12 protein-coding genes are annotated in these 12990 nt (G+C 57.7%); 7 read left to right on the forward strand and 5 right to left on the reverse strand.

All coding sequences use genetic code 11. The features are described 5' to 3' along the window. The first annotated feature begins 21 nt into the window (after positions 1–21). The 5 genes from CYB_RS10230 to CYB_RS10245 all read left to right on the forward strand — a co-directional run bounded on the left by CYB_RS10230 (position 22) and on the right by CYB_RS10245 (position 5178). Positions 22–1215, forward strand: coding sequence for an RNA-guided endonuclease InsQ/TnpB family protein (locus CYB_RS10230; protein ID WP_011433728.1), 1194 nt, complete (start codon positions 22–24; stop codon positions 1213–1215). Between the two features lie 212 nt (positions 1216–1427). Continuing rightward, positions 1428–1589: a hypothetical protein gene (locus tag CYB_RS15170; protein ID WP_187147230.1), complete on the forward strand. Its 162-nt coding sequence runs from the start codon at positions 1428–1430 to the stop codon at positions 1587–1589. Positions 1590–1728: 139 nt separating this feature from the next. Beyond that, positions 1729–2316 carry a DUF2062 domain-containing protein gene (locus CYB_RS10235; protein ID WP_011433729.1) on the forward strand — a complete coding sequence of 196 codons (588 nt, stop codon included), beginning with the start codon at positions 1729–1731 and terminating at the stop codon, positions 2314–2316. Between the two features lie 195 nt (positions 2317–2511). After that, on the forward strand, positions 2512–3300 hold the full coding sequence (map, locus tag CYB_RS10240; RefSeq protein WP_011433730.1) for a type I methionyl aminopeptidase: 789 nt from the start codon (positions 2512–2514) through the stop codon (positions 3298–3300). A gap of 6 nt (positions 3301–3306) precedes the next feature. Next, positions 3307–5178, forward strand: a complete 1872-nt coding sequence (locus CYB_RS10245) for a chloride channel protein (RefSeq protein WP_011433731.1) — start codon at positions 3307–3309, stop codon at positions 5176–5178. Between the two features lie 16 nt (positions 5179–5194). On the opposite strand, the gene nth is transcribed toward CYB_RS10245, so the two are convergent. The 4 genes from nth to CYB_RS10265 form a co-directional block, all read right to left on the reverse strand. Then, entirely contained in the window at positions 5195–5833 is a 639-nt protein-coding gene (gene nth, locus CYB_RS10250) for an endonuclease III domain-containing protein (RefSeq protein ID WP_011433732.1), read from the reverse strand. Positions 5834–5953: 120 nt separating this feature from the next. After that, positions 5954–7057 carry an undecaprenyldiphospho-muramoylpentapeptide beta-N-acetylglucosaminyltransferase gene (gene murG / locus CYB_RS10255; RefSeq protein WP_011433733.1) on the reverse strand — a complete coding sequence of 368 codons (1104 nt, stop codon included), beginning with the start codon at positions 7055–7057 and terminating at the stop codon, positions 5954–5956. Positions 7058–7087: 30 nt separating this feature from the next. Then, positions 7088–8077, reverse strand: a complete 990-nt coding sequence (locus CYB_RS10260) for a photosynthesis system II assembly factor Ycf48 (RefSeq protein WP_049749647.1) — start codon at positions 8075–8077, stop codon at positions 7088–7090. Between the two features lie 8 nt (positions 8078–8085). Continuing rightward, on the reverse strand, positions 8086–8502 hold the full coding sequence (locus tag CYB_RS10265; RefSeq protein ID WP_255344539.1) for a rubredoxin: 417 nt from the start codon (positions 8500–8502) through the stop codon (positions 8086–8088). 212 nt (positions 8503–8714) lie between these two features. Between CYB_RS10265 and CYB_RS10270 the strand changes: the two genes are divergently transcribed. After that, positions 8715–9125 (forward strand): FHA domain-containing protein, encoded by a 411-nt coding sequence (locus CYB_RS10270; RefSeq protein ID WP_011433736.1) that lies wholly within the window; start codon positions 8715–8717, stop codon positions 9123–9125. A 239-nt stretch (positions 9126–9364) separates the two neighbouring features. After that, entirely contained in the window at positions 9365–10117 is a 753-nt protein-coding gene (tpiA, locus tag CYB_RS10275) for a triose-phosphate isomerase (RefSeq protein WP_011433738.1), read from the forward strand. 4 nt (positions 10118–10121) lie between these two features. Here the strand turns inward: tpiA and treY are convergent, their stop codons facing one another. Continuing rightward, entirely contained in the window at positions 10122–12923 is a 2802-nt protein-coding gene (treY, locus tag CYB_RS10280; RefSeq protein WP_011433739.1) for a malto-oligosyltrehalose synthase, read from the reverse strand. Between the last annotated feature and the right edge of the window lie 67 nt (positions 12924–12990).

The raw sequence follows: 12990 nt of genomic DNA on the forward strand, positions 1-12990 counted from the left end.
TGCGGAAGTTATGATAGAACCATGACCCAAGTCCTGACCGTCTCCTGCAAGCTCAAGGTGTCTCAGTCGCAAGCCGCAAAGTTGGATGCGACAACGGATGCCTTTGTGCAGGCGTTGAACTGGGTCAACCAAAACACACCAGAAAAAGTAGTCAACGCAGTCAAACTCCAGTCCCTTTGCTATTACCAGATTCGCGCTCGGTTTGGCTTGTCCAGTAACTTGACTCAGCAGGTCTGCAGACGGCTGGCCGGTGCCCGTAAAGTTGCCCGACAGAAAAACCGTCCGGTCAAAGCGTTCAAGAGAGGCTTTGCGACCTACGATGCACGTATCTTCTCGTTTCGCGAGAAAGACTGGACAGTGTCGCTTGCCACGGTTGATGGAAGAGAACGCTTTGAACTAGCCATTGGCAACTACCAGCGTGGGATGCTGGCTGGTTCTAACCCCAAATCGGCCACCCTAGTCCAGCGGAAGGATGGCTCCTACTACATCCAGATTTGCGTAGAGAAAAACCCGCCCAAGCAACAAGATACCGACAAGGTGATCGGGGTGGACTTGGGCAGGACGGATATCGCCCATACGTCAGAGGGGGACAACTGGAATGGACAGCAGTTGAACCGAATCCGAGACCACTACTCCAAGCTGAGGGCGGCACTCCAACGCAAAGCCAGTAAGGGCACACGCAGTTCGCGGCGCAGATGCCGTCAACTGTTGCAACGGCTGTCTGGCAAGGAAAGACGCTTTCAGGCGTGGGTCAATCATCGAATCTCCAAAGCTATTGTCTCTAGGGCAAAGGCGACAAACAGCGCTCTTGCTCTGGAAGACTTGACAGGGATTCGGGAAAGGGTCAATCAACAGCCACGCAGCAAAGCCGAGCGGCGTAGGACCAACAGTTGGGCGTTCTACCAACTACGTCAGTTTCTGGAGTACAAGGCTCTGCGTGCGGGGGTTGCTCTGATTCTTGTGCCGCCTGCCTACACGTCGCAGACCTGCCACCGGTGTTTGCACATTCATCCCGACCCTGAGCAATCCTACCGCAGTGGGAAGCAGTTTAAGTGTGGACACTGTGGATGGGAAGGGGATGCGGATTTGAATGGTGCGAATGTGATTGCGCTTTTGGGGGCTGTCGTAAACCAGCCTAGAGGTTCGTGGTTGGCTTGCCAACTGCAGGGCTACCGAAAGCCCGCCCTGTACTGCGAAGCAGTCAGGGTCGGGTAGTTTACATGGTTCCCGGTGCCGTTGTCTTCTCTGAGATGCGATCTCCTCAGCCAGGTATTCTCGATCCAAGTCGCTCCCATTGGCCGGGGGCCAGGAACTGGGCTTGCTCCGTGTTCAGAGAAGAGGCCTTCAATCTTCGGAAAGTAAGCCGATGGGTACACCTGCACAGCCAAGATGGGATCCTAGATTCACAGTCTTCCCCAGAACTTCAGATGACAACTCCCCCCGAAAGGCCTAACCCCAAAATGAAATCGGGATCCCTGCCCTCTGCCCTGCGATCCGGGCTGAACATTGCCCTGTTCCTATTCTTGGTGGTGCTGGTTTCCTACTTGGGTCTTAACTTCGTGCTGGCCTTGGTGGACAAGCTCAGGTGACCACTCCGTAAACCGATCCCCCGGCGTCACCCCGTTGCTGCTGGCCCGGATTTGCCAATGGCCCTTTGTCGCCAAGGGCAGGAAAGATACACTGGATTTACAGGACTTAACACCTTCTCTCAGTTGCCCCCTTGCCACCATGAGCCCCCTCTTTTGGTTGAGGCTGCCCTCTTTCTCCTGGCCTTCGCCGGGATCCCTTAAGCTTTATTCCAGATCCTACTCTGGATCTCAACCAGGGCCGACCCTAGCCCGCCGGGATCCTTCCTGGAAGCGTTGGCTGCGCTATCTTTATCTGCGCCTGTTGCGGCTGCAATCGTCGCCAAAAGAAATTGCCCGTGGCTTGGCGGTAGGGGTTTTTGCCGGCTGTTTCCCCATCTTCGGCTTTCAAACGTTGGCCGCTCTGGTGTTGGCTGTTCCGTTTCGGGGCAACAAGCTGGCGGCGGCGGCAGGGACCTGGGTGAGTAACCCCTTCACCTATGTGCCCATCTATGCATTCAACTACCAGGTGGGAGAATGGCTACTGGGATCCCGAACTGTCCTTCCCACCACAGAGCTGGTGGCGGCCACCTGGCAAAACTGGATGCAGTGGGGCTTGGAGATGTCGGGCACGCTGTTTGTCGGCTGTGCGTTTGTCGGTTTTTGGGGATCCCTTGTCAGCTATTTTCTGGGGCTGTGGTTGGTGCAGCGGATTCGTCGGCGGCAGAAAATGGCCGGCAGGGGTCTGTGAATGGGCGCAAGGCGATTCAGAATCCCAACTGAGAACCCAATCCTGGACAGTCTGCAGGTGCAGAGATCCATCCGTTTTCACAGAGCTTTTCACAGATAAGGTCTCATGATGGAAGACATGCGAGCGTTGTTGACAGACCTCAGCCGTCGCTCCCAGCGATGGGGGGAGCAGTTGGGATCCGCTTTGCAGACGGGTATGAACCAGCTCACGCAAGCCCCTCAGCCCATTGTGTTGCTCTCTTCGCGGGAACTGGAGAAAATGCGGCGGGCTTGTCGCCTGGCGGCAGATCTGCTCAAGCACTTGGAGCCGATGGTGCGACCAGGGGTCACCACCCAAGAGCTCAACGACGAGGCCGAGCGATGGACGCGGGCGCATGGGGCCAGAAGCGCCCCTTTGGGCTACCATGGCTTTCCCAAGTCCATCTGCACCAGCGTCAACCACGTGGTTTGCCACGGCATTCCCAGCCCCAAGCAGATCCTGCGAGAAGGCGACATCATCAACATCGATGTCACCCCGGTTTTGGATGGCTACCATGGCGATACCTCCAAAACCTTCTTTGTCGGACAGCCTTCTGAGCGGGCGCGGCGCCTGGTGGAGGTGACCGAAGAATGTCTGCGGCGGGGCATTGCTGCTGTAAAGCCGGGGGGGAGAGTCGGCGACATTGGCGCTGCCATCCAAGAATATGCCGAGGCCCAGGGCTACAGCGTGGTGCGCGATTTTGTCGGGCATGGGGTGGGACGGCAATTCCACACTGCTCCCCAGATCCCCCACTACGGCGAGCGAGGAAAAGGGGAGAAACTCCGCCCCGGCATGGTGTTCACCATCGAGCCGATGATCAACGAGGGCACCTGGGAGGTGAAGGTGCTCTCCGACGGGTGGACGGCGGTAACTTTAGATGGCAAGCTCTCGGCGCAATTTGAACATACAGTCGCCGTTACCGAAACCGGTGTAGAAATTTTAACCCTGCCTTCCCAAAGCCCTTGAGCCATCATGAACAGCGCCCCCGCTCTCCGCCTGCGCCTCTCCTCCGAGAACCTGCTGCTGCTGCTGGCGGCGGCAGTGGGGTTGGCCACGGGGCTGTTGGTGGTTGGATTTCGCTACTTGATTGGCTGGTGGCGCTATCTGCTGCAGGACACCCTCGTGGATGGCATCGGCAGGGCTGCAGAACACTATGGCCTGTGGCTGCTGGGATCCTGGACACTGGCTCTGGCGCCGGTGCTGGGGGGCCTGCTGATCGGCGCTTTGGGGGCAGTTGTGCCCTTTCCCAACTTGAGCCTCTCCAGCTTGGTGAGTCCTGCTCGTCCTTTGGCACTTCAGCCCTGGTGGATCCCGCTCAAGCTCTTGGCGGCTGCCATCTCGTTGGGCGCGGGAGCTTCCCTTGGCCCTGAGGCCCCCAGTGTGGAAAGTGGCGCTTTGCTGGGATCCCTGCTGGGGCAAAACCTACGCCTCTCGCGGGAGCGGGTGCAACTGTTGATGGCTGCCGGAGCAGCGGCTGGCCTGGCGGCAGGGTTTAACGCGCCCATTGCCGGGGTGTTTTTGGCGCTGGAGCTGGCTTTGGCCCGCACCTTCACCACTTCTGCTGTCAGTGTGGTGGTGTTGGCGGCGGTGGTCTCCGCCTTGATCGCCCAGGTGGGGTTGGGGGCACAACCCGCTTTTCTTTTGCCCACCATCACCCAGCCGGCTTTTGTCTTGCCGGACTACGAGATCCACAGCTTGCTGGAGGTACCTCTGTATCTCGGCTTGGGCTTTTTGGCCAGCCTGGTTTCTATGGCCTTCAGCTACACCCTGGAGTGGGGCAAGCACCTGTTCAACAGTGGCCCCCTGGCGGCCTGGCCAGCTTGGAGCAAGCCCATTTTGGGGGGCGGGATCCTGGGCTGCGCGGGCTTGGGGATCCCATTGGCGTTGGGGGTGGGCTATGAAACCATTGAGTCGATTCTGCAGGCCGTTCCCTTTTCTCTTGGCCATCTGGGCCTGCTCCTATTGGGCAAGCTGTTGCTGAGCGCTTTGAGCCTGGGCAGCGGCTTTGTGGGGGGAACCTTTGCCCCGGCTTTGTTCATGGGGGCAGTGCTGGGGGCAGGCTACGGTCAGGTGCTATCCCAAGCTTTGCCCCTGATTGCCTTGTCTCCCCCCGCTGCCTACGCCATGGTGGGCATGGCGGCTGTGTTGGCGGCCAGTGTGCGGGCTCCGCTAACGGCCATCTTGCTGCTGTTTGAGATGACGCGGGACTATCACATTGCGCTGCCGGTGATGGCGGCAGTGGGTTTGAGCATCTGGCTGACGGAGCAGTTGCATTCGCCGGCCATCTACCCTTCCGCCCGTCGCTATCGCCACGCAACGCTTGACGGAGTCCTTGGGCAGGAGCCTAGAGAGCTGACGGTGCAAGAGGTGATGGTGCCCCCATCTCTTTTGCTTCGGCAAGACACACCGCTGCGAGAAGCTCTGGAGAGTTTGCTGCAGCAAAAGTGCCATAGCGCGTTGGTGGTGGACGGACAGGAGCGGCTGCGGGGCATTCTCACCCTGGAAGACCTGGAGCGGGCCTTGGCCCACAAGGAGGCGGCGGAGTTGGCGGAGCTAACCGTACAGGAGGTCAGCCAATCCCCAGTTCTCACCACCTTCCCCGATGAGGCGGTGGCAGTGGCAGCCGAGCCGATGTACGAATACGATTTGCGCCAATTGCCGGTGGTTTCTCGGGAAGACCCAGAGCAGATCGTCGGCCTGTTGGATCGAGAGCGGGTGCTGCTCTCCCAAGAGATTCAATCGGTGCGGCAAGCCCTGGAGTTGGAAGTTCCCCCAGCAGAGAGAGACGCCGGCAGGAACGGACAAGAGGGGATCCCCGATGCTTCTACTGCGCCCGCAGAATAGAGCCCTGCTGTCGGGATCAGCGCTGCCGCCCAGAAGGGCAGGTGGGACGCAGCGGGCAGCGGCCACATTCGGGCATACGGGCCTTGCAGATGCGCTTGCCCAGCCGGACAAAGTTGACGTGCAGGGAATAGGCTTTGCCTCTGGGGATCTGAGGGGAAAGCTGAGCAAAAGTGTCGTCGGGATGTTTGGCCCGCACCAAGCCCAGACGGTTGGCCACTCGATGCACATGGGTATCCACCGGGCAGAGATCCCGACCCAGCCCGAACAACAACACACAGGTGGCGGTCTTCAGCCCTACCCCTTTTAACGAGAGCAGAAAGTCGAGGGCGCCGGCGTCGTCCAGGTCGCGCAGAAAGTCGAGGCTCAGGGATCCCTGTCGTTCTTGAATGGCGGCCAAGATCTCCTGAATGCGGGCTGCTTTAAGGTGGGCTAAGCCGCCGGAGCGGATCACCTGGGCCAGATCTGCCGGGTCGGCAGCCAAGACCGCTTCCCAAGAGGGAAAGGCGGCTTTGAGGGCGCGGAAGGCACGGCTGCTGTTGGCATCGGTGGTGTTCTGGGAAAGGATCGTGCCCACCAACTCGTCCAGGAGATCGGGGTGAGGGGAAAGGCCATTGGGAGCCCGCTGGGGGATCCCGAAGCACTGCTCTAGCCGCATCAACAGCGATTCCATCCTGTCAGCGGGCGGGAGTTCTGCCAGCAGGGCAGGGGACTCCGCCGCTTTGGCGAGCACAGGCGGGCGTTGGGAAAGGCTGTCCAATCTTGGCTGTACCACAGCTTAACGGGCAGAACTCTGGCGGATCTCCTGCAACAGGCGGGCAAGAACCTTGCTGGCATTGGGAGGAGCTGCGGCCTGCAAGCGAGCGGCCATTTGGGCAACCACCTGCGGCTGGGCCAACCAGGTCAACACCGTTTGCCGCAGCAAGTCCAGATTCTCTTCGGATTCTCGCATGACCACCCCCCCACCGCGCCCCACAAAGGCCAGAGCATTCTGATACTGATGATCTTCTGCAGCAAAGGGATAGGGGATCAAAATGGCCGGGGTGGCGGTGGTCAGCAACTCCGCCAGGCTCATGGCTCCGGCGCGGCTAATGGCAAAGTTGGCCCGCTGCAACAAGGCAGCTACATCTCGACGGAAAGGAAAGGGCCGGTAGCGGGGATGGCTGGGGATCCTGGCTTCCGGATCTTGAGCTTCGCTGCCGCCGGTCAAATGCACAATCCAGGCCCCCGCCTCCAACCAAGCTGGGGCACAGGTGGCCACCATGCGGTTGAGGCCCCGCGCCCCTTGGCTGCCCCCCATGACCACAATGAGGGGATCCCCGTCGGGAATGGGGAGGTCGGCAGGGAAAGGCTGGGGCGTGTAGAACTCGGCCCGCACTGGCGTGCCCACCACTTGGGCGGCCACCCCTGGCAAATGCTCTGCCGTCTCCGCCATGCCCAGCGCCACCACCTGACAAAATCTCCCCAGCCAACGGGTCACTTTGCCCGGGATCCAATTGGACTCGTGCAGCAACACCGGCACCCCCAGCGAACGGGCGGCCAAAATGGCCGGAGCGGCAATGTACCCACCGGTGGTCAGGACAATATCAAACCGTCCCGACATAAGGAGTCGGCGCACTTGTAGGGTCGCACGGGCCAGTTGGGCCAAGGCCTGCAGCCTGTGGAGAGGGGATCCCTGCCAGCCCGACATGACGACCCGGTGCAAGGGATACCGCTCCCGCACCAGCTTCCCTTCCATGCGATCCGGCACCCCCAGCCATTCAATCTGCCAGTCAGGCAACTGCTCGGCAACGGCCAAGGCCGGAAAAATGTGGCCACCAGTGCCGCTGGCAGCAACCAGCAGCCGAGGGCGTGAAGCTGGATCCTTGGCGCGTGTGTCCACCCGTGTGCCGGTTAGGGATCCCTGAGACCTTCAGGAGTTGTTGGAGCTGACATAGCGCAAGAGGGTGCCCCGTTGCCCCAGAATAAACCCTTGCTCGGGGCCGAAAAACTCAATGCTGTAGAAGTTGGCGGGGATGTTGCTGAGTTTCTTGGCCTGTTCCCAGGTTTTGCCACCATCAGGGCTGTGGATCAGGGTAGCGCCACCCCCCACCACCCACAGGTCGTGGTCGTTCTGGTAGGCGGCATTGAGGTAGCCAAAGCTGAGGGCCCGCCCCGGACGCAGCGGCGACGACCACTGGCCGGAGGTGAAGTCATCGGTAAAGGCGATCTCCGCCCCTTGGTTCAATTTCCAAGCGCTGCCGTGGGGGCCAAAGCCCATGTTTTGAATGCGGCGGGAGCTTTCCCGCGGGTAGGGCTTCCAGGTGCGACTTTCAGGAGTGTACAGAAAGTAGAAGCTGCCCCGCGACGACACCGCCAGATATTCGCCTTCAGGGCCGCGGGCAATGTTTTTGATGGCCCCAATCGGCTCATCCACTTGGGCATGCCAGGTCTGACCGCCATCTTCGGTGCGGTAGATGGCCCCCACATTGGTCACCATTTCGGCGGCGCCAGGGCCCAGAGCCTGGATCAAGAGCGGCTCCCCTGGCAGTTGGTTGTTGAGGCGGATGGAAGTCCAGTCGGATCCCTCGTTTAGGGTGTGGAGGAGGATCTTCGGCTGCCCGGCCACCCAGCCTTCTGCCCCAGCAAAGCTAATGGAGGCCAGGTAGGCTTCCGGCTCCAGACCCGGCAGCTCCCGCACCTGCCAGTGCAGACCCCCATCGCGGGATTCCAGCAGCGTCGCCTTGTCTCCCACCAACCAGCCATGGGAAGGGGTGGTGCCGGTGAAGGCAATGTCCAGCAGAATGTTCTGGGTGGGCACTTCCACCTGCTGCCAGGGGACCACCCGCATGTTGGGCATCCGCGCCGCCATTAGCAGCACCGAGACAGCAATCAGCAGCACCAGCCTCAGGGGTTTGAACATCTTGACCCTCACTCGACGAAATAGAAACTCATCAAAAATAAAAATCCCAGCGCCAGTCCCAAGAAGATCAGCAGGTTCTTTTGAGCAGGGGTCATCACGTTCACCCCCAGGCCGTAGCGCAAGTTCTCTTGAAAACCGGAAGGCTTGCCCTTGGCGCCCACTGCTTGGAACGAGCGCTTACCGGCTCGGCACACCGGACATTTCCAATCGGCTGGCAATTCCTCAAACGGTACGCCCGCCGGGATCCGATTGAGCTGATCCCCCTTGGCCGGTTCGTAAACATAGCCACAAGAACGACATTCGTAGCGCTGCATCCGCAGGGGATCGCTGAGCTGCGCATCGGTTTCATCTTCCGGCAACTCAATGAGCCTCGGTGTCTTGGGAGAACGGGGTTGAACACCGGGATCCGGTTGCGAGCCATTCATGGTCAGGGATCCATCTGCATCGTCGATCCTATTATGAGAGGAATTGTTACAAAAATCTACTCAGACCCTTTCTTGTTGCTCAGGGGGATCCCGCACCAGCCTGGGATGCCGACCTGAAGAGACTTATCCGGTGGACACAGGGATCCACCAGGGGGATCCTATGTTATGTTTTGGCTATCTTGCCCTCAGTGTTGTGCAAGCGGGTGCCTTTCATGACCACGCCCCCTCGCCGACCGGCCCTCAATCACGTGCTCATCGTCAAGGATCGTCACGGGCCAAAAGCCTACTGGTTGACGGCTGAGCTTTATTCGTTGGGCCGGGATCCGCGCAACAGCATTCGCATCGACTCCCAGTACGCCTCTCGCTACCACGCCATTTTGGTTAAGACAGAGTCTCCCTCTTCTCCCGATGGGTTTACCTACCAAATCATTGACGGAGACATTCAGGGCACTCCCAGCACCAACGGCCTTTACGTGGGCGGGCAACGGGTGGAATTTCGGGATCTGGAGGACGGGGACGAAATTCAGTTTGGCAACGATGCCACCGCTACCTACTCGCTGCAGAACAAAGATCTGGATGAAATTCTGGCTACCTTTGAAAACACCCAGATCGTTGAGCTCTGAGAGGCTGCTTTCCCTGTTGAGTTTTGGCCTGTGGGGGATCCCCCTGTCCCCACGTGGGTTGAGGGGTTAACCGGCGCTCGGAGAAGGGATCCCGTCGCCGTATTTCTGGGATCGCTTGCTGGTAAACTGTGTCATACAAAAAAACGAAAGCTGGGATCCCTGCTGTTCTTCCACATATTCCTTGGGCTTTCTGCTTGCGGGATCCCTTCCTTCTGCTGTCTTTAAGGGAGGATCTCATCTTGCGCCCCATCCTCATTGCCGGCAACTGGAAAATGCACAAGACTCAGGCTGAGGCTCGCGAGTTTCTGCGAGAGTTGGGCCTGGCTTTACGGTCATCGCCGTCAGGGTCAGCATCCCAGCGGCAGATTATCTTGTGTGTGCCCTTTACAGACCTGGCGGTGGTGGCAGAGCAAAGCCGCGGATCCGACATAGCCGTGGGAGCACAAAACCTACATTGGGAGGATCAGGGAGCTTTTACCGGGGAAATTTCCGGCCCCATGCTGGCGGAATTGGGGGTGCGCTATGTCATCGTCGGCCACAGCGAACGGCGGCAGTACTTCGGCGAGACGGACGAAACCGTCAATCGGCGTCTGGCAGCCGCCCAGCGGCACGGCCTTACCCCCATCCTCTGTGTGGGAGAAAGCCAGCAGCAGCGGGAGCAAGGCTTGACCGAGTCTTGGATTGTGGGGCAGTTGGATCGCGCCTTGCAAGGGATCGATCTGGAGAACTTGGTGATTGCCTATGAGCCAATTTGGGCCATCGGCACCGGCCAGACTTGTGCAGCTCAAGAGGCCAACCGGGTCATCGGCTTGATCCGGCAACACCTGGGCAATGCCCAACTGCCCATTTTGTATGGCGGCTCGGTGAAGGCCGGCAACATCGATGAGCTGATGGCCCAGCCTGAGATCGACGGCGTGTTGGTGGGAGGGGCCAGCCTAGACCCCCAAGAGTTTGCCCGCATCGTCAACTTTCAGGCCCTAGCTCCCGCCTAGGCCGCTAGCGGGATTGTCCCCACAGCAGGGCCACCGGGAAGGATTTCAAGACAACGCCCACCGGCAAGGTTTCGCCGGCAGGGATCCTTTCCTGGGTTAGCCCATTCACCCAGTCCAGCCGCTTCCAACGCGGCAGATGAATTTCGGTATCTGCCCAAACGGATTCTCCCAGAGGATCTTGGGTTTCGTCGATCAACTTTGTTAAAAAACGCGGCACTACCGTGAGCAATACCTGCTTACTGTGCTGACGGGCAAAAGCCACAACATGGTCAGCATGGGATCCGCTGATTTGCAGAGGAATGTAGCTGCCCTCGAGAAACAATTGGGGCTGTTCCTGGCGGGCCTTGAGCACGTGGTAAATCAGAAACAGCTTAATGCGTCCGTCGCTGCGGTGCAGGAGCAAATCCGCAATGAGTTGGAGAGGATCCTGTTTAACCCGCCGCTGAATTTCTTCCAAATAGGCGAGGCGACGGGAAAAATCCACAGGCCGACGATTGTCGGGATCCACCATGCTCAAATCCCACAGTTCCGTGCCTTGGTAAATATCCGGGATCCCAGGGCTGGTCAGTTTGATCAGCGTCTGTGAGAGAGAATTAAAAATGCCAAAGTGAGCAACTTTCCGTTGGAAAGGCAAAAAGGACTCCAAAAAGGGGTTAGGACCTTGAAGGATCCGTTCGATAAAAGCGGTAGTGGCTTCTTCGTACTCGGTATCGGGGCGAAGCCAAGCGGTGTGGACCTTAGCTTCCCGCACTGCTTTGATGGCATAATCTTTGACCCGCTGTACAAACTGGGGCACCTCTTCCGGTTGGAAGGGATAAGAGCCGAGCAATGTCTGGTAGAGCAAATACTCGTCATTGCGATCCGGCAGTTCCGAGCGCTTAGCTTGTTTGCTGCGGACTTTGTAGCCGAGGTTCAGCTCATGCCAAAGATTGATGTGCTTTTCCCACTCGGCGGGGATTTCAGAAAGCACATTCAGCCGGGCCCGCACATCTTCGCCACGCTTGGTGTCGTGGGTGGCAGAAGCATTCATGGACAGAGGCCACCGAGCTGACCGCTCTTGATTAAAGCGGTGAAACTCTTGCACCGAAAGGCCAAAGCGACAGGGATCCCCGCCGACTTCATTGAGAGATAAAAGGCGGTTGTACACATAAAAAGCAGTATCTTCTACCCCTTTGGCCATGAGAGGGCCGGCCAACTGCTGCAAGCGCATGGCAAAATGGATCTGCTCATTTTTCTCCTGGTCTGATAAATTTTCCAGAGACTCCAGGCAGAGAAAGCGCTGAATAAAATTCAGCTCATTCACCAAAACGGGCAGGTTCTCCTTGGCCTTCTCCACAGCTTGACGAACCACCTGTTGACCTTCTGGACTGAGGATCCCTTCGTGGATATAGACGCGGTAGACCGGAAAGCACACCAAAACTTCTACCAAAGCTCGACGTAAACTGTAGAGGGTAAAGTCATTGGCATAGCGATGGTGGCTGGTGATCTGTTTGAGCAAAAAAGCAAGGTTATCCATATCTCCTGACAGGTTGCGCTCGATGATCAGGCGTTTTTTATCTTCGATAACCTGCTCTGGGGAATGCCGTAGATTTGTGAAATTTTGATAGAGAGAGTCAAAAGCCTCCGCATTTTCTTCTTGACAAAAGATGCCGTTGAGCTTAGCCAAAAAATCGTAACCCGTTGTGCCCTGAACCGGCCAGCTTTGGGGCAGACTTTCATTGGCCTCTAGTATTTTCTCCACCACGATGTAAAGATTTGGGCAGCGTTCCCGCAGGCGATGGAGATACTCTTCGGGATTGAACAACCCATCGATATGATCGATGCGCAAACCATTAAATCGTCCCTGTTCTGCAAGCTTAAAGATAAGCTGATGGGTTTTGCGAAACACTTCGCGATCTTCTACCCGCAGCGAGATCAGCTCGTTAATGGTAAAGAAACGACGATAATTGATCTCCTCAGCACCCACCTTCCAGAAGGAAAGGCGGAAATGTTGCCGCGCCAGAAGACTATCCAGCAGGTCAAAGCTTGACGGATCCCCTGGCTTGCCGTTAAAAATGGCAATGTTCTCGTCAAAAAAGCTCTGGATAGGTTGGCTAGAAGTGTAGAGTTCCCACAACGAATGCTTGGCAAAGCTAATTTGATCGGTGCGCTCTAGGAGATCTTCCTTGCTGGGAATGAATTTCAGGCTGAAGAGGATCCCGAGTAACTTGACGTAGTCGGGATGGCTGCGTCCCAATTTTCGCCGCAGTTTGCTCAGGTTGTAGGTAAAAACATCCGCATAGGTGTCAATATTGAGGGGGAACCTCAAGTTGTAGTAGTTAATACTTAGGCCATCGGCATCATAACGAAGCTGGATTTGACCCGACTCCAAACATTTGTCGTAGAAATCTCCCAAGAAAGGGGCTAAGATTCTGCCTTTGATCCCCAGGTAAGAGTGATTCCAATTCACATCAAAGTAGTCAACAAAATCTGAGTTGGGGCCACTCTCCAGAACATCCATGAGCATCTGGTTCTGGCCATCGTAGGCCATGTGATTGGGCACAATGTCCTGGATCCAGCCTATTCCCTGCTGATTGAGGGCTTCCCACAAGAGCTCAAACTTTTCGCTTCCCCCCAGTTCCTGGTTAATCTGCCTGGGATCCACCACGTCGTAGCCGTGGGTGCTGCCTTTGCGGGCTTGGAAGATGGGAGAGGCATACAAGTCACTGATGCCCAGCAACTTCAGGTAGGGAACAATCTGTCGTGCTGCGTCGAAGTCAAACCCAGCATGAAACTGAATGCGATAGGTGGAAGTCGGGATCCGCATGATGACCTTAGAACAATGACAAAGAAGCCGAGCTTGTCAACGGCATAGGGTCAAGAGAACAGATGTA

It is taken from the genome of Synechococcus sp. JA-2-3B'a(2-13), assembly GCF_000013225.1.
In the GTDB taxonomy this organism is placed as follows: domain Bacteria; phylum Cyanobacteriota; class Cyanobacteriia; order Thermostichales; family Thermostichaceae; genus Thermostichus.

Excerpts from the sequence above, each read along its gene's own strand:
- CYB_RS10230 (WP_011433728.1), top strand. The coding sequence starts at position 22 with ATGACCCAAGTCCTGACCGTCTCCTGCAAGCTCAAGGTGTCTCAGTCG.
- CYB_RS15170 (WP_187147230.1), top strand. The coding sequence starts at position 1,428 with ATGACAACTCCCCCCGAAAGGCCTAACCCCAAAATGAAATCGGGATCC.
- CYB_RS10235 (WP_011433729.1), top strand. The coding sequence starts at position 1,729 with ATGAGCCCCCTCTTTTGGTTGAGGCTGCCCTCTTTCTCCTGGCCTTCG.
- map (WP_011433730.1), top strand. The coding sequence starts at position 2,512 with ATGAACCAGCTCACGCAAGCCCCTCAGCCCATTGTGTTGCTCTCTTCG.
- CYB_RS10245 (WP_011433731.1), top strand. The coding sequence starts at position 3,307 with ATGAACAGCGCCCCCGCTCTCCGCCTGCGCCTCTCCTCCGAGAACCTG.
- nth (WP_011433732.1), bottom strand. The coding sequence starts at position 5,833 with ATGCGGCTAGAGCAGTGCTTCGGGATCCCCCAGCGGGCTCCCAATGGC.
- CYB_RS10260 (WP_049749647.1), bottom strand. The coding sequence starts at position 8,077 with ATGTTCAAACCCCTGAGGCTGGTGCTGCTGATTGCTGTCTCGGTGCTG.
- CYB_RS10265 (WP_255344539.1), bottom strand. The coding sequence starts at position 8,502 with ATGAATGGCTCGCAACCGGATCCCGGTGTTCAACCCCGTTCTCCCAAG.
- CYB_RS10270 (WP_011433736.1), top strand. The coding sequence starts at position 8,715 with ATGACCACGCCCCCTCGCCGACCGGCCCTCAATCACGTGCTCATCGTC.
- treY (WP_011433739.1), bottom strand. The coding sequence starts at position 12,923 with ATGCGGATCCCGACTTCCACCTATCGCATTCAGTTTCATGCTGGGTTT.